Genomic DNA, 22,252 nt, shown 5'->3' on the forward strand with positions numbered 1-22,252 from the left:
GCTCAGCTTCAGCTTCAGCTTGCTCTGCTGCAATACGTGCTTGCTCTAAACGCTCAGCTTCTGCTTGCTCTGCTGCAATACGTGTTTGCTCTAAACGCTCAGCTTCTGCTTGCTCTGCTGCAATTCGTGCTTGTTCTAAACGCTCAGCTTCAGCTTGCTCTGCTGCAATACGTGCTTGCTCTAAACGCTCAGCTTCTGCTTGCTCTGCTGCAATACGTGTTTGCTCTAAACGCTCAGCTTCAGCCTTTTCCACTGCCGCTTTTTCTTGCTCAAGGCGCATCTGCGCTTCTTGCTCTGCTAAACGCTGCTGTTGCTCTAGCTGTAATGCATGAGCATCTGCTTGCTGTTTTGCGAGTAACTCAGCATTGGCTTTTTCAATCGCTAGCTTTTCAGCTTGCTCTCTCTGTGCTTGCTCGGCTGCAAGCTTTTGCTGCTCTAAATTCTCAGTTTCAGCTTGCTCTGCTACAATACGTGCTTGCTCTAAACGCTCAGCCTCTGCTTGTTCTGCTGCTGCTTTTTCTTGCTCAAGGCGCATCTGCGCTTCTTGTTCTGCTAAACGCTGCTGTTGCTCTAGCTGTAATGCATGAGCATCTGCTTGCTGTTTTGCGAGTAACTCAGCATTGGCTTTTTCAATCGCTAGCCTTTCGGCTTGCTCTTTTTGGACTTGCTCCGCTGCTATTTTTTCTGCAGCCTCTTGCTCCGCTTTTTCAGCGGCCAGTCGCTGTTGCTCTAAATGCTCTGCTTCAGCTTTTTCTGCTGCTAAGCGCGCTTGCTGTTGGTTATCGGCCTCTTGGGCACTTTGTTCCGCTTGTTGTTTTTTATCTGACTTACCAAAACCTAACCAAGACAGTAATTTACTTTTTTTTGCCATACTTGCTAATAACCACTTATAAAATTCTGATAAACTAACGATAATAATAGTATGTGCGTTAACTGCTATTTTAAACTGTTTAAAGGCACAATCTATTGTCCAGGATGCTTATACTACCACTTTTAATGCAGTTGAAAAATAATACGCTATGATATGATTGCAATATTATCTGAGCTAGATAGCAGATACCAATTTTTAGTGAGCTAAATGAGAAAAAAAACAACGCAAAATAAAGTAACTAGCAAATCCAGCGATGGCTTTATTAGAGTGATCAGTGGCCAATTTAGAGGCCGAAAGCTGCCCGTCAAAGACGTACAAGGGCTGCGCCCAACAACTGATCGTATAAAAGAAACTGTGTTTAATTGGTTAATGCAAGATACCCGAGAGGCAAATGTGCTCGACTGTTTTGCCGGTTCTGGCGGTTTAGGTTTTGAGGCACTGTCGCGATTTGCTAAAAGCGCTACTTTTGTTGAACTTGACGCTGCTGCAGCAAAGCAAATTGAGCTAAACATTAGTACTTTAAAGCTGCAAAACGCACACGTAAAACATACCAATACACTGGCATTTTTAGAGCAAATTAATAGTAATGAGCCATTTAATCTAGTTTTTGTTGACCCGCCATTTCGTAAAAACTTGGCACAATCGAGCGCTGATTTACTAGAAAACAATCAATGGCTAAGCAGTGACGCTTTAATTTACATTGAGGTGGAAAGCGAGTTAAGCACCTTTACTGCACCAATCAACTGGTTGTTAATTAAAGAAAAAAAGGCTGGGCAAGTTTTTTGTCGTTTGTATCAACGCCAAGTAAATTAACACTGTTTTAGATGCCAGCTTTCTGTTAATATTATCCTTTACATGTGGTGTTGCTTCGGATTACAATACCGCACCATTTTTGAACCACTTGATCAATGTTTGATCAACTTGAGCAACGCTCATAATTTAGGTAGGTGAATTTTTAATGCCAGTAATTAAAGTAAGAGAGAACGAACCGTTTGACGTAGCACTTCGTCGCTTCAAGCGTTCATGTGAAAAAGCAGGAATCCTTTCAGAAGTTCGTCGTCGCGAGCACTATGAAAAACCAACAGCTGAGCGTAAGCGTAAAAAAGCTGCTGCAGTAAAACGTCACATGAAAAAACTTTCTCGTGATAACGCACGTCGCGTTAAATTATACTAATATATTAGGTCTTGTATAAATGAGCCTTTTAATAACGCTAAAAGATGCGCAAAAAGATGCGATGAGAGCCAAAGACAAATTACGTCTTAACCCTATTCGCATGGTACTTGCTGAAGTCATGAAACGTGAAAAAGACGAGCAAATAACACTAGACGACGCAGGTATTACCTCCGTTATAGTGAAGCTTGTTAAACAACGTCGTGACTCTTACACTCAGTACAAAGATGCTGGGCGTGATGATTTAGCTGATATTGAAGCCAATGAAATAGTAGCACTTGAAACTTTCTTACCTCAAAAATTGAGTGAAGAAGAAATAATTGCTCTCATTGATGCGGCTATTGCTGACACTAACGCAGCAGGTATGCAAGACATGGGTAAAGTAATGGGTATAATCAAAAGCAAAGCTGAAGGTCGCGCCGATATGGGCAAAATCTCTGGTTTAATTAAGCAACGATTAACAGCCTAGTACTCCCACATACATTAAGTATGATTGAAGTAAACCGAGCCTAGAGCTCGGTTTCTTTGTTTTTGTATCCGATTTGTGTTCAAATCTACAAACGTGCTATTTGCACCCGCCCTATTTAATAGCAATTAATATATGCGTATAAAATCGCTTGGTTTTATTTGTAGGGTTATAAATTTAATCTCGCTTTCATTGTTATTCTAATTATCTCAGGACGTTATTTTACTAATGGCTGGAAAGATCCCACGTAATTTTATAGATGACTTGCTTGCCAGAACCGATATTGTCGACCTGATAGACTCAAAAGTCGGTCTTAAAAAAGCCGGTAAAGACTACCAAGCTTGCTGCCCTTTTCATAACGAAAAATCGCCTTCGTTCACCGTCTCCCAAGATAAACAGTTTTATCACTGCTTTGGCTGTGGCGTTAACGGTAATGCTATTTCGTTTGTTATGGAATACGAAAAACTTGAGTTTGTTGATGCTATTGAAGAGCTTGCAAGTTTACTTAATTTAGAAGTTCCCCGTGAGCAAGGTAGCGGCTCGGCACCTGAGCGTACTGCAGCGCAAAAACGCTCTGATTACGATTTAATGCTCCATACTGCAAGGTTTTATCAACACCAGTTAAAGCACCATAGTAATTCTGCCGCTGTTATTGAATACGTTAAAGGCCGGGGCTTAAGCGGCGAAATAGTTAAAAAGTTCATGATAGGTTATGCACCAAGTGAATGGGATGGTTTGTGCCTACAACTTGGCCGTAACAAAGAACAAAAAGAGCAATTGGTAGAGCTAAAACTCGCCTCAGAAAAAACACCTGGCAGACAGTTTGACTTTTTTCGCGATCGATTAATGTTCCCTATTCGCGATAAACGTGGCCGCGTAGTTGCCTTTGGTGGGCGCGTAATGCAAGCCGATCAAGGCCCTAAATATTTAAACTCGCCAGAGACACGTATTTTTCATAAAGGCTTTGAACTCTATGGTTTATATGAAGCTAAACAAGCACACAAAAAGCTCGACCATGTACTGATTGTTGAAGGCTATATGGATGTGGTGGCGCTGGCAGAGCAAGGTATTGAATATGCCGTTGCAGCACTTGGGACAGCAACAACCAGTGAGCATATGCACACTCTATTTAGAACAACAGATAAAGTAATTTGTTGTTACGATGGTGACCGTGCAGGGCGTGATGCAGCTTGGCGTGCGCTCGAAAACGCACTGCCTTATTTAAATGATGGTAAAGCATTAAACTTTGTATTTTTACCCGACGGCGAAGACCCCGACTCCTTAGTACAAGCCGAGGGTAAAGATAAGTTTGAACAACGCTTAAATGCAGCCGATGATTTCACTAAAGTGTTATTCAATAAGCTCAGCCTAGAAATAGATTTAACGCTTGATTCGGGTAAAGCCAAGTTACTTAGTGCCGCATTACCATTAATTGAAAAAATTCCTAGTGAGTTTTATCAAGAAAATATTCTTGAGCAGCTCGGGCGATTAATTGGCCGTACTCGTGAGCAACTCAATAATCGCTTAAAAACACCTAAGCAACAGCATTCAATTGAGCGAAAATTTAAAATAACCCCCATGCGCCAAGCAATCGGTATTTTAATTCAACATCCGCAAATGGCTAAAAGCGTGCCCTATTTGCCCGATTTAGCACAAATGAATATTGCCGGCATTGGTTTGCTACTGCGCTTACAACATCAAGCGTTGCAAAAAGAAGATGTTACCACGGCGCAGTTGCTCGAATTCTTTAGAGGCACTGACGATTATGACCCGCTAACTAAGCTGGCAACGTGGCAACATCAAATAAATGAAGAGCGTTTAGAGACTGTTTTTCAAAATACTTTTAAATTTATTGAAGATCAGTGTTTAAATTATCGACTAGAGACCCTATTAATAAAGGATAAGACGCAAGGTCTAAATAGCGATGAAAGACTTGAATGTCATTTGTTAATGACAGCGTTAAAAGCGACTAACAGCTAGTCAAATTTGATTTAAACTGTTATACTACGCTATTCACTGCGTCACATTATTCTAGTTTAGCTTTAAGGCAAACTACATGATGGCGCCTGTTGTATCAACTTATCAGAGTGGAAGAAAAAATCTCTATGGATCCAACTCCTCAGTCACAATTAAAACTTCTGATTCTAAAAGGTAAAGAGCAAGGCTACTTAACTTTTGCAGAAGTAAATGATCACCTTCCACAAGATATTATAGACTCAGATCAAGTAGAAGATATCATTAGCATGATTAATGACATGGGTATCAAGGTTAGCGAAAACGCGCCAGATGCCGATGAACTAATGATGCAAGAAACAACGACAGACGAAGACGCAGCTGAAGCTGCCGCTGCAGCCCTTGCGACCGTAGAAAAAGAGATCGGCCGCACAACGGATCCGGTACGCATGTACATGCGTGAAATGGGTACTGTTGAACTTCTGACCCGTGAAGGCGAAATTGTAATCGCTAAGCGTATTGAAGAAGGCATTAACCAAGTACAAATTTCGGTTGCTGAATACCCTGAAGCAATTACTTACCTACTCGAGCAGTGGGATAAGTTTGAAGCAGAAGAAATGCGCCTTAGCGATATTATCGTTGGCTTTATTGATCCTAATGAAGACACAGCGCCAATTTCGGCAACTAATATTGGTTCAGAATTAAGTGCAAAACAACTTAATGACGACGATAAAGACGATGACGACAGCGACGAAGATGATGAAGACGAAGAAGAAGTAGACACAGGGCCAGATCCTGAAGAAGCACGTGTTCATTTTGAAAATTTACGTGATTTATATAATAAAGCACGTGAAACGTTTGAAGCTAAAGGTCGCTCGCACCCAGATTCTCTTGCCGCTATATTTGAAATTGGTGAGTTATTCAAAACCTTTAAATTAATACCTAAGCAATTTGATCGCATGGTTAATAACATGCGTGAAATGATGGACAGAGTTCGCGTTCAAGAACGTCTTATCATGAAACAAGCAGTACAAATTGCTAAGTTACCAAAGAAAACGTTTGTTAAGCACTTTGCTAATAACGAAACGGATGCTACTTGGGTTGATTTAGAAATTGCAGCTAACGAAAAGTACTCGGCAAAACTTGAAGAAGTTAAGCCTGAGATCATTCGTAGTCTTAATAAATTACGTGTTATTGAAAGTAGCACTGGCTTAAATATTGAGCGTATAAAAGACATAAACCGTCGTATGAGTATTGGTGAAGCTAAAGCTCGCCGTGCGAAAAAAGAGATGGTTGAAGCTAACTTACGTTTGGTAATTTCAATTGCTAAAAAATATACAAACCGTGGTTTACAGTTCTTGGATTTAATTCAAGAAGGTAATATTGGTTTGATGAAAGCCGTTGATAAGTTTGAATATCGCCGTGGTTATAAGTTTTCGACTTATGCTACGTGGTGGATACGCCAAGCAATTACGCGCTCTATTGCTGACCAAGCAAGAACGATCCGTATTCCGGTACATATGATTGAAACGATTAATAAACTTAACCGTATTTCACGTCAAATGTTACAAGAAATGGGCCGTGAGCCAAATCCAGAAGAATTAGCTGAACGCATGATGATGCCTGAAGACAAAGTTCGTAAGGTACTTAAAATTGCTAAAGAACCAATTTCGATGGAAACACCGATTGGTGATGATGAAGATTCGCATTTAGGTGACTTTATCGAAGATACAACCATTGATTCGCCAATTGATTCGGCAACTATGGAGTCGCTTCGTGGCGCAACTAACGACGTACTTGCTGGCCTAACAGCCCGTGAAGCTAAAGTACTGCGTATGCGTTTTGGTATTGATATGAATACCGACCACACCTTAGAAGAAGTAGGTAAGCAGTTTGACGTAACACGTGAACGTATTCGTCAAATAGAAGCAAAGGCGCTGCGTAAATTACGTCACCCTTCTCGCTCTGATTTACTGAAAAGCTTTTTAGACGCTAAATAATAAGCGGCTAATACATATTAAAACTAAAAAGGCCGCTCTTGCGGCCTTTTTTCTATTTACCCCCTTTATCTGGAAATAAACATGGCTTGGATCCAAATTCGTATTAACGCCAACGCTGATAACGCTGATTTAATTAGTGATCTACTAGTTGAAGCTGGTAGTGCATCGGTTACTTTTATTGACGCCAAAGACACGCCTATCTATGAGCCTAAAATAGGCACTGTGCAATTTTGGGCCGATACTACGGTAATAGGCTTATTTGATGCTAATCACGATATGGATAGCGTTGTAGCGCTGTTAAACGCAGATAAATCAGTTGCGCAAAATCTAACATATAAAATAGAACAACTTGAAGACAAAGATTGGGAACGTGAGTGGATGGATAACTTTCACCCAATCCAATTTGGCGAAAGACTTTGGATTTGCCCAAGCTGGCGCGACATACCGGATCCTGATGCAGTAAACGTATTACTCGACCCAGGCCTTGCATTTGGTACCGGCACTCACGCTACTACCGCATTGTGTTTAAAATGGCTAGAAAGCCAAGATTTAACCGGTAAAACCGTGGTTGATTTTGGTTGTGGCTCGGGCATTTTGGGCATTGCTGCTATTAAACTTGGCGCAGAGCGCATGATTGGTATAGATATAGACCCGCAAGCACTAGAAGCGAGCTTAGATAATGCTAACCGTAATGGTGTTGCCGACAAATTAGAAGTATACCTGCCAGAAAACCAACCTGAATTTAGTGCCGATATAGTCGTTGCTAATATTTTAGCGCAACCGTTACGTGAACTACATAGTGTTATTTTAGGGTTATTAAAACCCGGTGGCAAAATAGCTATGTCGGGAATTTTAACCGAGCAAGCGCAATCGGTTGCCGATGTTTATGCCCCCTTTATTGAGCTGGACGACATTGCTATTGAAGGTGATTGGACCCGTGTAAGTGGCACTAAAAAAGCATAAGCACTGCCCAACGCTATTTAGAGCTTTTACTTAAAACAAGCATCTGAAGCCTGTATTTAACAGGCTTTACCATTTATTTACAAAATAAAATTTATCTCTATTTTATACTAAAAATAAAAGCTGCTTAAATTTCAAACAAATAAACCGCTTTGTCATACGGTTATCAAATGTCAATACGAAAAGGGCAAAAAAAAGTTACTTTTGTTCAATTTATAGCCTTTGATTTTTGCTAAAAAAACCGTAAACTTAGCGCCCCTTGAAAAGAGGCCTATTGAATATAGTGCGTATCGGTAAATACCAACTTGAGAATAACGTAATTGTCGCGCCTATGGCCGGTATTACAGATAGACCATTTAGACAACTTTGTCGCCGCTTAGGTGCGGGGCTTGCTGTGTCTGAAATGTTATCATCGAATCCTGATGTTTGGAAAACCGAAAAATCGATGAACCGTATGGATCACAGCGGTGAGTCGGGAATACGCGCGGTGCAAATTGCAGGAGCTGATCCTGAACTTATGGCACAGGCCGCACAATTCAATGTTGCTAATGGTGCACAAATCATAGATATCAATATGGGGTGCCCAGCAAAAAAAGTGAACAAGAAACTCGCTGGCTCTGCTTTATTACAGTTTCCTGAACTTGTGGAAGAGATTATTGATGCAGTCGTTAATGCTGTTGATATACCTGTAACACTTAAAATCCGTACTGGATGGGATCTGGATAACCGTAATGGTGTAGAGATTGCGAGAATAGCTGAACGTTATGGCATAGCGTCACTTGCCGTACATGGGCGCACACGCGCATGTATGTACAAGGGTGAAGCTGAGTACGCCACGATTAGGGACATTAAACGTTCGGTGTCGATTCCTGTGGTTGCAAACGGTGATATTACATCACCAGAAAAAGCAAAGCAGGTATTAGATTATACGGGTGCAGATGCCATTATGATTGGCCGAGCCGCCCAAGGTCGCCCTTGGATATTTAGGGAGATAGACCACTATTTGCGAACCGGAGAGCATTTACAGCCACCTGCTATTGCAGAGGTGCGCAGTATTTTAATGGAGCATTTAACTAATCTCCATACGTTTTACGGTGAGCCAATGGGAGCGCGAATTGCTCGTAAGCATGTATCTTGGTATTTGCAAACCCATGACCGTGATGGTCAGTTTAGGCGAGTATTTAATACGATCGACAACCCACTTACACAAGTTGACGTATTAGAGCAATACTTTAAAACACTAGCAGCTAACTAAGAAAGAAAGAGATTAAATAATGTTCGAACAAAACGTGACTTCTCCATTTATCACTAACCCTCATGTTCAGGCACACGAGAAACCGCAGCCATTACGTGACGCAGTAAAGAAAGCTGTTCACCACTATTTAAAGCAGCTTAACGGTCAAGATGTGCAAGACGTTTACGACCTTGTTCTTTCAGAGCTAGAAGCGCCATTACTGGAAGAAGTAATGACGTATACACGTGGTAACCAAACACGTGCAGCAATTTTACTAGGTATCAACCGTGGTACTTTACGTAAAAAGCTTAAAAAATACGGCATGAACTAATACTTTTTGTATTGACTGGTAAGCATGCTTACTAAGCCAATACATAGGGTATAAATTAATAGCTATTTATGGCCGTTAATTTATATAAAAGCACCTTAGGGTGCTTTTTTTATGCCTGCTATTTAACCTGATTTCCAGCTAGTAAACCTATCTTTAGCAGCTATTTTCAACGCACTGAGTTAGTTATTTAATAAGCTAAAATGCTCATGTTTTAGTTGGTTGGTGTCACTAAGCGTTAGTATTATTCATGTAGATTGGCGTTGCCTTTTAAGCTAAATTTAGGTTAAGTACTCAATTATGCTAGTAATAAATGCATAACATAAGGTTTAACCTTAGTTAATCCATAAGGAGCTGCATTATTGCTACAAGTGCTAATTGCAAAATGCTCACCCTTAATAAGTCGTTTTTTGAGTTGTTATCAGTTAAAATGCCCGCTTCTAAGCTAGCTCATAAACTGAGGAAATCAAACTACAATGGATACACATCGTCCCATTCGTCGCGCACTATTAAGTGTGTCTGATAAAACCGGTATAGTTGAATTTGCCCGCGCATTAGAAGCGCAAGGTGTTGATATTTTATCAACTGGCGGTACCTGTAAACTACTTGCTGATAACGGCATAAAAGTCACTGAAGTATCAGATCACACAGGTCATCCAGAAATCATGGATGGCCGCGTAAAAACACTTCATCCAAAAATTCACGGCGGCATTTTAGCGCGTCGCGGACAAGATGAAAGCGTAATGGCAGAAAACAATATTTCTGCTATCGACATTGTTGTAGTTAACTTATACCCCTTTGCGAATACTGTCGCTCAAGAAAACTGCAGCCTTGAAGATGCTATTGAAAACATAGATATTGGCGGCCCGACTATGGTTCGCGCAGCGGCTAAAAATCATAAAGACGTTACTATTGTGGTAAACGCCAGCGACTACGACCGCGTGATCAGCGAAATGCAAAGCAACAAGGGTTCTACTACCTATAAAACCCGTTTTGACCTTGCTATAGCAGCCTACGAGCACACCGCTCAGTACGATGGCATGATTGCTAATTACTTCGGTAAAATGGTTCCTGATTACACAGAGGAAGCCGCCGAAGATACTAAGTTCCCACGCACTATCAATATGCAGTTCACTAAAAAGCAAGATATGCGCTACGGCGAAAACTCGCATCAAGACGCGGCTTTCTATGTTGAAAACGATATTGTTGAAGCTTCAGTAGCAACAGCAACTCAGCTGCAAGGTAAAGCGTTATCTTTCAACAACATTGCTGATACCGATGCTGCGCTTGAGTGTGTTAAAGAATTTGACGTACCAGCCTGTGTAATCGTAAAACATGCAAACCCATGTGGCGTGTCTATCGGTAGCAATATTCTTGAAGCATATGAACGTGCTTTTAAAACCGACCCTACGTCGGCATTTGGTGGCATTATTGCCTTTAACCAAGAGTTAGATGCAGCAACCGCAGAAGCAATTGTTGAGCGTCAATTTGTGGAAGTAATTATTGCACCTAGCGTATCTGACGCTGCAGCAAAAATTGTTTCGGCTAAACAAAACGTACGTTTATTAGTATGTGGACAGTGGACAGGTAAAGCCGCAGGACAAGACATTAAACGCGTTAATGGCGGTATTTTAGTCCAAGACCGCGACTTAGGCATGGTAACGCAAGGCGATTTAAAAGTTGTATCTAAGCGCCAACCTACTGAGCAAGAGCTTAAAGACTTATTATTTTGCTGGAAAGTAGCTAAATTTGTTAAATCTAACGCCATTGTATATGCCCGTGACGGTATGACAATCGGTGTAGGCGCGGGCCAAATGAGCCGCGTTTACTCGGCTAAAATTGCCGGTATTAAAGCAGCAGATGAAAACCTTGAAGTTAAAGGTTCAGTTATGGCATCGGATGCATTCTTCCCATTTCGTGATGGTATTGACGCAGCTGCAGCCGCTGGCATAACGGCAGTAATTCAGCCAGGTGGCTCAATGCGTGATGCAGAAGTGATTGCCGCAGCAGACGAAGCTGGCATGGCAATGGTACTTACTGGTATGCGCCACTTCCGCCACTAATCACTTATAGAGCTAAACACTGAAGTTTGAGTTTAGCTCTGTTTGTTTGCAATCAATTAACGTATTCTGATTGTTCATTAAACTAACAGTGAAGAATAAAATGATGAAATTTGCTTTAAAATCTATACTTGTCGCCACTATTGCGCTTAGCTCTGCAGCAAGCTTGGCTCATACCCACAGTGAAAACTCATTAGTTGCTAATGCACTTAATGATGAGCAGCGCGCTGCTAAAAACAGTGAGCGTGACAAGTTTCGTCATCCAGCACAAACGCTGGCATTTCTTGGCTTAAAGCCGAATATGAGCGTGGTAGAAATATCGCCCGGTGGTGGTTGGTACAGCGAAATTTTAGCGCCTGTACTCAAAGATAATGGCAAATTTTACGCCGCGCATTTTCCAAAAGATGCGACTGGCTTTTATCAGCGTTCTCGCTCTGAGTTTGAACAAAAAGTAACGCAAGACCCACGCTTTAGTAAAGTAATAGTAACTGAGTTTGCTCCTGTTACTCACACCGAACTTGCCCCTGCAAATAGCGCCGATATGGTACTTACCTTTAGAAATGTGCATAACTGGTATATGGGTAAAAATAAAGACGGCGCACTTAGTGCGTTTAAATCTTTTTATACCGCGCTCAAGCCAGGTGGCACCTTAGGTGTAGTAGAGCATAGATTGCCTGAAGCACGCGCCGATGACGATCAAAAAAGCAGTGGTTACATGAAGCAAAGCTACGTAATTGAAATAGCTAAACAAGCTGGGTTTGAATTAGTTGCTAGTAGTGAAATAAATGCTAACCCAAAAGATACAGCCGATCACCCTAAAGGGGTATGGACGCTACCACCAAGCTTACGTTTAGGCGAGCAAGATGCCGATAAATATAAAGCTATTGGTGAGAGTGACCGCATGACGCTGAAATTTAAAAAACCGCTTTAAATAGGAATTTTTCGCCATGAATGTTTTAGTCATTGGCAGCGGCGGCCGCGAACACGCTCTTGCGTTTAAAGCCGCTCAAAACACCAAAGTAAACACAGTCTTTGTAGCCCCTGGTAATGCGGGCACAGCACTTGAGCCAAAACTTGAGAACGTTGCAATAAATGTTGACGACTTAGACGGTTTACTTCAGTTTGCACAACAAAATAATGTTGAGCTTACTATTGTAGGCCCTGAGATCCCGTTAGTATTAGGTGTGGTTGATAAGTTTCGTGAACACGGCCTAGCTATATTTGGCCCAACAGCGGGCGCAGCTCAGCTTGAAGGATCAAAGTCGTTTACTAAAGACTTTTTAGCGCGTCACAATATCCCTAGTGGCGATTACCAAACCTTTGAACAGGTTGCCCCTGCCCTTGCTTATTTAAAAGAAAAAGGCGCGCCAATTGTAATCAAAGCAGATGGTTTAGCCGCAGGTAAAGGCGTTATTGTTGCGATGACTGAAGCCGAGGCTGAAGATGCTATTCGTGACATGCTTGCGGGTAATGCTTTTGGTGATGCTGGTAGCCGCGTAGTTATCGAAGAGTTTTTAGAAGGTGAAGAAGCGTCTTTCATTGTGATGGTAGATGGCAAAAACGTATTACCATTTGCCACTAGCCAAGATCATAAACGCGCTTACAATGGCGATGCTGGCCCTAACACTGGCGGTATGGGTGCTTATTCACCTGCGCCAGTAGTTACCGATGAAATTCATCAGCGTATTATGAACGAAGTGATTTACCCAACGGTAGAGGGCATGGCGAGCGAGGGTCATCCGTACACAGGCTTTTTATACGCTGGCTTAATGATAGATACCGATGGCACGCCAAAAGTAATTGAGTATAACTGTCGTTTTGGCGACCCGGAAACTCAACCTATGATGCTACGTTTGCAATCAGACTTAGTCGAGTTAATTGAAGCGGCTAATCGTGTTGAACTGGATAAAACCACCATTGAGTTTGATCCACGTGCAGCCGTTGGTGTAGTACTGGCCGCTAAAGGCTATCCTGGTGATTATCCTAAAGGCGATGTTATATCGGGTTTACAGGTTGACTACCCTGCTGGCGAAAAAGTATTTCATGCTGGTACTAAACAAAACGGTAATGACGTAGTAACTGCGGGCGGACGTGTATTATGTGCCACCGCACTGGGTAATACCGTAACCGAAGCGCAGCAACGCGCTTACGAGCTAATAAAGCAACTCAGCTGGGATGGCATGGAATATCGTACTGATATTGCTTATCGTGCTATTGCGAGAGAGCAAAATAGTTAAATATAACCTATTGGTTAATATTACTATTAAATGTAAACATCAAAAGCGCAGCTTGTCTGCGCTTTTTTAGTGCTACACTATTTGAAAGGATCAAAAAAAGCACAGCATAATTTGGAATTTAAAACGTTACGTTATCATGCGCTAGCCGCAGCAATACTTATATTAATATTTTTTATCAACTTTTGCCGTAAAACACCGCTCCTTTAGGTCGGTGATATAAGGCAGTAGTCGCGAAGCGACTAAGTGGGTTGTTCCTTTTTGATTGACTGTATATAATAACAGTATGGTTATTCGCAAAGCTTATAAATTTCGTTTAAAAACAACACCCGATATTAACGCTAAAATGGTGCAATATGCGGGAAATTGTCGATTCTTGTGGAATAAAGCCTTAGCGATTAACTTATTTAAGTTACAGAATAAACAAAAAATTTGCTACTACCAAGAGTTGGATTTCTTTTCCAAACTTTGGAAAAAAAGCGAGGAGTATGGCTTTTTAACACTATCGCCCGCACAAACTATCCAACAAACATTAAAACAGCTTGAACGCGCCTTTAAAGACGCATTCGATAAAAACCAACCACTCAAACGGATGCCTACTTTTAAGAAAAAAGGAGAGGTGAATAGCTTTAATTTTCCTCAAGGCTTTAAAATCGACAAGAATGGGAAACGTATTTTTTTACCTAAAATCGGTTGGGTTAATGTTAGAAAAAGCCAAGCTATTTTAGGAAAAGCTAAAAACGTCACTGTTTCACAAAAAGGAAAGCACTGGTTTGTTTCAATCCAAGTTGAACAAGAAGTAGCACCACCTAAGCACCCATCAAACGCCATGATTGGGGGAGATTTAGGCGTGAAACGCCTAATTACCCTTTCTGATGGCAGTTTTGTGGAGCCGATAGATACCAGTAAACAGACAATCAGGATCAAACGATTACAGAAGCAACTTGCTAGAAAAGTGAAATTTTCAAGTAACTGGAAAAAATTAAAAGCAAAGATCACAACATTTCATACGAAAGTTGCCAATATTCGTCATGACAAATTACATAAGATCTCAACACAGTTGAGCAAAAGCCACGCAATCATCGTGCTAGAAGATCTTAAAATTAGAAATATGACGAAAAACAGCAAAGGCAACAGTGAGCAGCATGGAAAAATGGTGAAACAAAAATCTGGCTTAAACCGCGTCATTCTCAATCAAGGATGGGGAATGTTTAAAGAAATGCTGAAATATAAGCAGGATTGGCTCGGCGGTCAGGTTATTTTTGTTGATCCGAAACATACCAGTCAAACGTGTCCGGCGTGTGGTCATCAATCAAAAGATAACCGATTAACGCAGTCTAAGTTTGAATGTGCGAAGTGCGGTTATCAAGATAATGCGGATCATGTTGGCGCATTAAATATTTTAGCGCGAGGTCATCGCGTTCTAGCCTGTGGAGAGATTGACATTAGTCAGCTTGTTGAAGCAGGAACTTGCCTTATGAGTGATCACAAGGCCCCGATGGTTTTAAACTAATCGGAATCCCCCTCCTTTCCTGAACTTGTTCAGGCGCTTGGCGAGGTGGTGGAGGATGTCAACAATTACTATTGAAGGGGTAGAAACGCAAGAGGTTCACGACTTACTTAAAGGTATGAACGCCGATCACGCACAAGGATACCTTTACGCCAAACCACTCGCGTATGACGATTATTTACAGTACTTAAACAGCCAATATAATTTAAAAATGTTAGACTCCCCTTTTTAACATCTTTAGGGGCCAAGTAAAGATGCAAGGCACATTGCGTAAATTAAAATCGAGCTTAACCGAGCCGGTACAATATCACTTACCTGTGGGTGAGCACTTAGTCGACTTAAATGCATTTATAGGTAAAGAGCTAACGCTTACTTTTAGCGGCACAATTTTATGCTCTAGCTGTGGTAAAAAAACCAAAAAAAGCTATTCTCAAGGCCATTGCTTTGTATGCATGCGCAAACTTGCTAGTTGCGATATGTGTATTATGAAGCCAGAAACCTGCCATTACGATCAAGGTACTTGCCGCGAGCCAGAGTGGGGAGAAGAAAATTGCATGATCCCGCATTACGTCTACCTCGCTAATACCTCAGGACTAAAAGTGGGTATTACTCGCCACACGCAAATACCAACTCGCTGGGTTGATCAAGGCGCTACCCAAGCATTGCCTATTTTTAAAGTGCAAACACGGTTGCAATCAGGCTTAGTAGAAGTGGCATTGGCTGAATTTATTGCTGATAAAACTAATTGGCGCAATATGCTAAAAGGCCAAAGCGAAGCGCTAGATTTAAAAGCTGCAGCCGCTGAGCTTATTCCACAAATTAGTGCAAAGCTAAATGAGCTAAGCGAGCTATTTGGCGCAACAGCTATTGAACAGCTAGATGAAGACGTAGTTGATTTAAACTTTCCGGTAAGCGAATACCCAACCAAAATCAGCTCGTTTAACTTTGATAAAGACCCAGTAGTAAGTGGTGTTTTACAAGGAATTAAAGGTCAGTATTTAATTTTTGAAAAAGGCGTTATTAACATTCGAAAATTCACCTCTTACGAAGTAACCGTAGGCTAAGTGCCAGTTGGTTGAGTGCTCGCAGATAAGTCGTTCAACCGATAAAAATCAAACCATTGCCGCTGCGTTAACGGGCGGCAATAGTAATACCCCTGTATAACATTACACCCTAAGCTAATAAGGTAGTTTTTTTGAGCTAGCTGCTCAACTCCCTCTGCCACTACCATTAAGTTTAAATTGCTTGCCAGTGCAATAAGCGCTGCAACTATTTGGCTATTGCCATATTCATCAGGGATTTTAGCAATAAAGCTCGCGTCTATTTTTAATGTATCAAAAGGCAGTTTAGTTAAATAACTCAATGCCGAGTACCCGGTACCAAAGTCGTCTAATGCTATATGCACGCCCAGCTTTTTTAGCTGCTGCAACTGCGTTTTAGCCTGTGTAAATGAGCTAATAAAGCTGCTTTCTGTCAGTTCTATTTCAAGTAAACTACCGGGTAAATTATAATGTTTAAGCATAGTGCCAATATTGTTTGCCAGCTTGCCTTGGCTTAAATGACATGCCGATATATTAATTGCTAAGCGCCCAGCCACCAGTCCTTCTTTTTGCCATAGCGTTAGTACTTTACCCGCCTGATTAATAACCCATAAATCTAACCGCACTATCAACCCTAGCTCTTCAGCAAGCGGAATAAATTGCGCGGGCGATATCATTCCCAAATCGGGGTCGTGCCAACGCAATAATGCCTCAACGCCCATAATCTGTTCACTTTTAAGGCATTGTTTTGGCTGAAAATACAATTCAAATTCGTTATTATCTAACGCATGCTGAAAACGACTCATCATGGCTAGGCGCTCTAGCGAGCGAGCATTCATAGAAGGTTTAAATAATTGAAACGAATTACGCCCCACATCTTTTGAGCGATACATAGCAATATCGGCATGCTTTAGCAGTGTTTCGCTGTCTAGGCCATCATCAGGGTAAACAGCCGCGCCAATCGAAGCTGTTACACCTACTTCAACATGGTCTAATTGAAACGGAGAGTTTAAGTTATTTAGTATTTTGTCAGCTAAATTAGCTACTGCATCAATCTTATTTATTTCGCACAGCACTACAAATTCATCTCCCCCTAAACGCGCTAAGGTATCGCCTTCGTTTAAAGTAGCCTCGATACGCGCAGCAACCAGAGTTAATAAACAATCCCCTGCGCTATGGCCTAAACTATCGTTTACTTCTTTAAAGCGATCTAGATCGATAAACATCACCGCCAATAAATGCTGGTCGCGGTGAGCTGCAGCCAAAGCCATTTTGAGCCTGTCGTTAAACAAACGTCTATTTGGTAGGCCCGTTAATTCATCAAAATAAGCCAACTGCACAATTTTATCTTCAGCATTTTTTCGCTCGGTAATATCACTAAAAATTGCCGCATAAATAGCATCTGAATTATTAGGCTCTTTAATTTCAATTATAGTTAACCACTCTATATAAATATCGCCATTTTTTTTACGATTACAAATTTCTCCCTGCCACACGCCCGTTTTGTTGATTGCATCCCACATTTTTATATAAAAGCTTTTATCATGCCGCCCAGAGCTCAATATACTTGGGCACTTACCTATAACTTCATGTTCTTTATAGCCGGTCAATTGGGTAAATGCTGGGTTTACTTGCATAATAGTGCTGTTGCTATGGGTGATCATTATGCCGTCGAGTGATGAATCTATTATTTTATTGGCTAAATATAGGTTTCGCTGCGAGTGCTGTAGGGCTAAATCTCGTTGCACTAATACTTTTTCTAGCTCAGAACAATACGCACTTTCAATTTCATGTATTAAATGTTCGAGTGACAACACGCCTTTAATTTCATCTTTGTCGCTCACCACTAAATGCCGTACTTGGCTATCTAACATTAATTTGTAAGCATCAAACAGGCTATCTTGTGGGGTTATTTTATAAAGCGGCCGACTTGCTAAATCCCAGCACACACTCTGCTCGCTCTGGCGTGTGATCAGTTGTAATAAATCGCGCTGCGTAATAATGCCATGTTCTTTTTGCTGTTGATTAAAAACTAAAATAACTTTTTCGCTGCGTTCACGCATTAGTTTTACCGCTTCATTTACCGCTAATGAGCTAGGTACAATTGTTATGTTTTTAGTGTACTGGTCGTTAATAGTGCGAAACTGTAAGTAATGATCAAGCCCTTGATTGCGCACAATATCTGTAATGCTAATTACCCCACACGGTACGTTGTTGTTATCGGTAACGAGTAAATGCCTTACACCATGCTGATGAAAAGTTAGTGCGGTATCACTTAATAATTGCTGGCTAGGGACACTTAAAACCGGGCTCGTCATCACATCTTTAATGCTAGTGCTTGTAACTGCAGGATTGGTAAAGTCGAGTTTTAAACAGTCAGTTTCTGTCCAAACACCTAATATGCGTTGTTGCTGCGCAATAAATATTGCACTGATATTATGTGCCCGCATTAGTTTAACCGCATCAATTAATGGCGTATGCTTGCTACAGGTTATTACCTTATTAGTAAAAATATCACCTACTTTTTGAAAACGGCTACTGTGTGGCATTATTCTACTCCCTAAATTTGCACTAATAAGCGAGTATAAATCGAGCAAATATTCCCCCTTTGATGTAGGACAATAAATAAGCATGTCGTATCCAAAAATTATTATTTATAACAATGAAATTGAGTTAGCTGAGCAGCCTGATGAAGTAGATGATTTTGTATATGCGATGGATGAGCTGCAAAAAAGCAGAATTATTATTTTAGATAGTAAGTATAGTTATACAACATTAAGTGGCGAGCCAAAAACAGCCATTAGTGCCATTGAATTAGCAGATTTAGTGAAAGATTATTTGCTAAAAGAAGGTCAGTGTTGCCTAAGTAAAATTAAGCAGCTAACACCTGAGCAAGCATTTGCGTTACTCATAATCGACTAACGCTTTTACATGTGCAATTGCACTGCGACCCAATGCAGAAAGCGCATACCCCCCTTCTAAATACGACACTATACCACGGCAATTATGCTGCTCGCTAAAGCGGGCTAATTGCTCGGTTAGCCAGCGGTAATCTTCCTCTACAAACTTTAAACTAGCCATATCATCTTCGAGGTGAGCATCAAATCCTGCGCTAATAAATAACATGTCAGGCTTAAAAGCATTTAGTTTAGGCAGCCATTGCTGCTCAAATACCGCTTTTAAATCGTTACCGTCGCTGGCAATTGGCAAAGGTGAATTAACTAACGTGGTGTTATTTTCAACCACCGTATTGGGATAAAATGGATGCTGAAATAAAGAGCAAAACAGGACGTTTTTATCATCTATAAATATATCTTGAGTGCCATTACCATGATGTACATCAAAATCAACAATAGCAATGCGCTTAACCCCTTTGCTTTGTGCATATTTAACCGCAATAGCAAGGTTGTTAAATACACAAAAACCGGATGAGGTAGTGCGATTTGCATGATGCCCCGGCGGGCGCACCGAGCAAAATGCAGCATCAAGGTTGCCCTCTAGTATTTCATCTACCGCTAAAATACCGGCTCCTACTGCACGCTCAATTGCTTTTAATGAATCGGGACATAACCAAGTATCACCGTCTAAATCGACAAGCCCTTGGGTAGGTATTTTACTTTCAACAGAGTTAACTAATGATTCGTCATGCGCAAGTAAGTAATGCTCTCGTTGCGCTTTAGGCGCTTGCTTTTGCTCAATAGCAATATCTAACCCGCTTGCTAGTAAGCGATCGTTAATAGCATCTAACCGCTCTGGGCACTCTGGGTGATCATCAATCATTTTATGTTTACGACAATGAGGGTGAGAAATAATTGCGGTACGCATAAAAGCTCCTAACTGTATCATTAAACATAATATAACAAAGCCACCCGTGGGTGGCTTTGCGACTTTGGTGTATACCCTTTACACTAGATATAGCAAATTAGGGATAGCAAAAACAGTTATTTTGCTGTTAATTTTAAATTTCTAAAGTCAAAACTAAAGTCGGTTACTTGCGTTGAAACTGCACGCATTTTAGCGCTACTCACTCTATTTTCTGTATTCATATTAAAATTAATAAACGCATCAGCCTCAAGTAGCTTTTCATCCCACTTAACAATAAAAGTATTGCCAGTGTAATGCTCAAGTGAGCCTTTTAAGCCCTTGGTATGGGTAAAATCAATATGTAATTTGCCATCAAGCTGCTCAATAATTACATCGCCATACCAATTATCGTGCAATGTACCAGTGTAATTAATATTAGGTAGTTGCGGTTGATAATCAGCTGGTGCTGCAGGCTTTGCGTTAGCGTATGCTTTCTCTTTGCTTTCAAAATGCTTTTTAGCTAAGTCTTCAACCCAATCTTTATCTTCAAGCTCAAGCGCATCTTCAAGCACTTCGTGAGTTACTGCCGCTAGCGCACCAAATGCTTGCTGATTACTTAAAATAACAATACCGAGTTTTTTTTCAGGTAGTAATGTAACCTGCGACACCATGCCTAAAATACCGCCACCGTGACCAAGCTTTTTAAAGCCGTGGTAGTCTTCAATACTCCAGCCTAGCCCGTAACCTCTAAACTGCTGATGATACGCCTCAAACGTGCTTTTAGACGCCATAGCCGTTATATGTGGATGCCACATTTGCGCTTGTTGTTTTTCGCTAAATAACTGCTCGCCATTTGGCATTGTGCCACCAGCAAGTTGCGTACGTAGCCATTGGCTCATATCGCTGGCACTTGAGGCTATTGCCCCAGCGCCTCTAAAATCTTCTAGGTAGTTAACAAAAAATGGATGGAGTTGGTTATCCATCGGAATATGCCCCGTTGCCCAGTTTTTATTGCTACTTGGAATGCGCGAAAACCCCGCTCGCGAGTGAGTCATATTTAGTGGCTGTAACATGTTTTTTTCGATGTAATCGTTCCAACTCATCCCAGATACGCGTGCTACCACTTCCCCTGCGGTAACAAACATTAAGTTGTTATACGCATATTGGCTGCGAAAGCTGCTGGCCGGTTTTAAGTATTTTAAGCCTGCTAAAATATCATCAACCGACTTGTCGGTACTTGGCCAAATCATTAAGTCGCCTTGCCCAAGCCCCAACCCACTGCGATGACTCAGCAGATCGCGAATACGCATTTCGCGGGTTACGTATGCGTCATATAGTTGAAATTCTGGCAGGTGATCAATCACTTTATCGTCCCAGCTCAACTTACCTTCATCAACCAACTTAGCCAGCGCCGCACTGGTAAATGCTTTGGTGTTAGATGCAATGCCAAACAAGGTGTCTTTATTAACCTTATTACCGGTGTTTATATGGGTTACACCAAAACCTTTAGCAAATATCACTTTGTCGTTTTCAACAATAGCAACTGCCATTCCTGGCACATCAAAACGTGCCATGGAGGTTTTAATTACCTGCTCTATTTTATTGGTATCTACCTGTGCCCAGGTACTAAACGTAGCCCCTGCTAATAAAGCAATTGTGGCAAACTTAATTAACTTCATTGTTATCCTTTTTTATTATGATTATTTTTGATGTACTGCAAATTCAATTTCAGCACGCTCTAGGTTACTGTCGCTTTTTTGCGCGCGGTTTAATATTGCATCACTGTATGCTTTTGGAACGCCAGCTTCAAGCGCGCCGCGATGAACGTGTTTAATATACCAGTCGTAGGGTAGCGCTTCACTGTCATGGGTATTGGCAATATAGCAATGAGCGTTAACGTCTTCGCCGCTTAAAAGCTTTACGGTTATATTTACGCAGTCGTAACCTGCACCTTCTATACCATCTAAAATGACTTTTTCGGCATCACTTATTTGATAAACAACCCCATAAACTAACGCATCCTCTGCATCACTTGGGCTAATACTGCACTTACCTGAGCCATCTTTAAAATACATATCAAAGGTTAGCTCATAACCTTGTAATACGGCTGTACCAATGCGCTTAGCATTAGGCAAGCGCGCCAGTAAACGGTGAGACGACATGTTAGAGCCAAACGAAAAATTATAAAGCGACATACCTACTCCTAAAATTAAATAATGTAACTTGGTTTTAAATTACAACACGAATAGCCAAAGCTATTAAAATAAAAAACAAGGTGGCTTTAGGGTTTAATGCATTGGTTAAAAAGCCGCGCCGAAAGGCAAACCAAACGGGCTCTGCTGGCACCGTTTTGTTGGCAATATTATCATTTAGATTTGCCCCCGGTTTGGCTGCTCGCAGTGCTTGCACTCCCAAATAAGCTAAATAGGCACCGGCCAAGTATTTAAGCCCCATAAAATAGCCGCACCAACACCTGCACTAGTCCAAAGAGCATTGCGCCTACCTTGCTGCACACTTTGCTTTAATACCACAGCAAAATCGGGCCCTGGGCTTGCTACTGCAAAAAAGTGCGCTACGGCAATCAGTAAAAATTCGTCTAAGTAATTCACACAATATCTCTG

At 41.2% G+C, this 22,252-nt stretch carries 19 protein-coding genes and 2 pseudogenes; 15 read left to right on the top strand and 6 right to left on the bottom strand.

What is annotated here, in order from left to right; genetic code table 11:
* Positions 1 to 871 (bottom strand): annotated as a pseudogene (locus tag H5079_RS15050) (signal recognition particle-docking protein FtsY); the annotation flags it as partial.
* 207 nt (positions 872 to 1,078) lie between these two features.
* Between H5079_RS15050 and rsmD the strand changes: the two are divergent.
* The 14 genes from rsmD to H5079_RS15120 all read left to right on the top strand — a co-directional run bounded on the left by rsmD (position 1,079) and on the right by H5079_RS15120 (position 15,851).
* Positions 1,079 to 1,684 carry a 16S rRNA (guanine(966)-N(2))-methyltransferase RsmD gene (rsmD, locus tag H5079_RS15055; RefSeq protein ID WP_011327064.1) on the top strand — a complete coding sequence of 202 codons (606 nt, stop codon included), beginning with the start codon at positions 1,079 to 1,081 and terminating at the stop codon, positions 1,682 to 1,684.
* Positions 1,685 to 1,829: 145 nt separating this feature from the next.
* On the top strand, positions 1,830 to 2,045 hold the full coding sequence (rpsU, locus tag H5079_RS15060; RefSeq protein ID WP_002957797.1) for a 30S ribosomal protein S21: 216 nt from the start codon (positions 1,830 to 1,832) through the stop codon (positions 2,043 to 2,045).
* 19 nt (positions 2,046 to 2,064) lie between these two features.
* On the top strand, positions 2,065 to 2,511 hold the full coding sequence (locus H5079_RS15065) for a GatB/YqeY domain-containing protein (RefSeq protein ID WP_041454325.1): 447 nt from the start codon (positions 2,065 to 2,067) through the stop codon (positions 2,509 to 2,511).
* Positions 2,512 to 2,736: 225 nt separating this feature from the next.
* On the top strand, positions 2,737 to 4,488 hold the full coding sequence (gene dnaG / locus H5079_RS15070) for a DNA primase (RefSeq protein ID WP_011327062.1): 1,752 nt from the start codon (positions 2,737 to 2,739) through the stop codon (positions 4,486 to 4,488).
* Positions 4,489 to 4,613: 125 nt separating this feature from the next.
* Complete coding sequence (gene rpoD, locus H5079_RS15075; RefSeq protein WP_011327061.1) at positions 4,614 to 6,461, top strand: RNA polymerase sigma factor RpoD; 1,848 nt, start codon at positions 4,614 to 4,616, stop codon at positions 6,459 to 6,461.
* Positions 6,462 to 6,542: 81 nt separating this feature from the next.
* Entirely contained in the window at positions 6,543 to 7,424 is an 882-nt protein-coding gene (gene prmA / locus H5079_RS15080) for a 50S ribosomal protein L11 methyltransferase (protein ID WP_089367657.1), read from the top strand.
* 280 nt (positions 7,425 to 7,704) lie between these two features.
* The gene (gene dusB / locus H5079_RS15085) at positions 7,705 to 8,676 is read left to right on the top strand and encodes a tRNA dihydrouridine synthase DusB (protein ID WP_172459251.1); all 972 of its coding nucleotides are present in this window, start codon (positions 7,705 to 7,707) and stop codon (positions 8,674 to 8,676) included.
* A gap of 19 nt (positions 8,677 to 8,695) precedes the next feature.
* Positions 8,696 to 8,986 (top strand): DNA-binding transcriptional regulator Fis, encoded by a 291-nt coding sequence (fis, locus tag H5079_RS15090; RefSeq protein ID WP_011327058.1) that lies wholly within the window; start codon positions 8,696 to 8,698, stop codon positions 8,984 to 8,986.
* Positions 8,987 to 9,459: 473 nt separating this feature from the next.
* Positions 9,460 to 11,046: a bifunctional phosphoribosylaminoimidazolecarboxamide formyltransferase/IMP cyclohydrolase gene (gene purH, locus H5079_RS15095; protein WP_086996647.1), complete on the top strand. Its 1,587-nt coding sequence runs from the start codon at positions 9,460 to 9,462 to the stop codon at positions 11,044 to 11,046.
* Positions 11,047 to 11,149: 103 nt separating this feature from the next.
* Positions 11,150 to 11,974, top strand: coding sequence for a class I SAM-dependent methyltransferase (locus H5079_RS15100; protein WP_182684419.1), 825 nt, complete (start codon positions 11,150 to 11,152; stop codon positions 11,972 to 11,974).
* 16 nt (positions 11,975 to 11,990) lie between these two features.
* Positions 11,991 to 13,280, top strand: a complete 1,290-nt coding sequence (gene purD, locus H5079_RS15105) for a phosphoribosylamine--glycine ligase (protein WP_011327055.1) — start codon at positions 11,991 to 11,993, stop codon at positions 13,278 to 13,280.
* A 283-nt stretch (positions 13,281 to 13,563) separates the two neighbouring features.
* Positions 13,564 to 14,790, top strand: coding sequence for an RNA-guided endonuclease TnpB family protein (locus H5079_RS15110; RefSeq protein ID WP_182684402.1), 1,227 nt, complete (start codon positions 13,564 to 13,566; stop codon positions 14,788 to 14,790).
* A 55-nt stretch (positions 14,791 to 14,845) separates the two neighbouring features.
* Entirely contained in the window at positions 14,846 to 15,019 is a 174-nt protein-coding gene (locus tag H5079_RS15115; RefSeq protein WP_162010629.1) for a hypothetical protein, read from the top strand.
* Between the two features lie 22 nt (positions 15,020 to 15,041).
* Entirely contained in the window at positions 15,042 to 15,851 is an 810-nt protein-coding gene (locus H5079_RS15120) for a DUF2797 domain-containing protein (protein WP_182684403.1), read from the top strand.
* Here the strand turns inward: H5079_RS15120 and H5079_RS15125 are convergent.
* Positions 15,848 to 18,376 (bottom strand): EAL domain-containing protein, encoded by a 2,529-nt coding sequence (locus H5079_RS15125; protein ID WP_182684405.1) that lies wholly within the window; start codon positions 18,374 to 18,376, stop codon positions 15,848 to 15,850. The two genes, H5079_RS15120 and H5079_RS15125, sit on opposite strands and share 4 nt — an antisense overlap.
* 82 nt (positions 18,377 to 18,458) lie before the next feature.
* On the opposite strand from H5079_RS15125, the gene H5079_RS15130 reads away from it, so the two are divergent.
* On the top strand, positions 18,459 to 18,749 hold the full coding sequence (locus H5079_RS15130) for a DUF4144 family protein (RefSeq protein ID WP_011327050.1): 291 nt from the start codon (positions 18,459 to 18,461) through the stop codon (positions 18,747 to 18,749).
* Here H5079_RS15130 and H5079_RS15135 read toward each other — a convergent pair.
* From H5079_RS15135 to H5079_RS15150, 4 genes and pseudogenes are all read right to left on the bottom strand, one after another.
* Positions 18,732 to 19,652: a histone deacetylase family protein gene (locus tag H5079_RS15135; protein ID WP_182684407.1), complete on the bottom strand. Its 921-nt coding sequence runs from the start codon at positions 19,650 to 19,652 to the stop codon at positions 18,732 to 18,734. The two genes, H5079_RS15130 and H5079_RS15135, sit on opposite strands and share 18 nt — an antisense overlap.
* Positions 19,653 to 19,768: 116 nt before the next feature.
* Positions 19,769 to 21,310, bottom strand: a complete 1,542-nt coding sequence (locus H5079_RS15140) for a serine hydrolase (RefSeq protein WP_182684408.1) — start codon at positions 21,308 to 21,310, stop codon at positions 19,769 to 19,771.
* A 21-nt stretch (positions 21,311 to 21,331) separates the two neighbouring features.
* Positions 21,332 to 21,826 (bottom strand): gamma-glutamylcyclotransferase family protein, encoded by a 495-nt coding sequence (locus H5079_RS15145; protein WP_011327047.1) that lies wholly within the window; start codon positions 21,824 to 21,826, stop codon positions 21,332 to 21,334.
* 67 nt (positions 21,827 to 21,893) lie between these two features.
* Positions 21,894 to 22,240: pseudogene (locus H5079_RS15150) on the bottom strand (LysE family translocator); the annotation flags it as partial.
* Between the last annotated feature and the right edge of the window lie 12 nt (positions 22,241 to 22,252).

The sequence above is a fragment of the Pseudoalteromonas sp. SG44-5 genome (assembly GCF_014164175.1).
Classification (GTDB): Bacteria; Pseudomonadota; Gammaproteobacteria; order Enterobacterales; family Alteromonadaceae; genus Pseudoalteromonas; species Pseudoalteromonas nigrifaciens.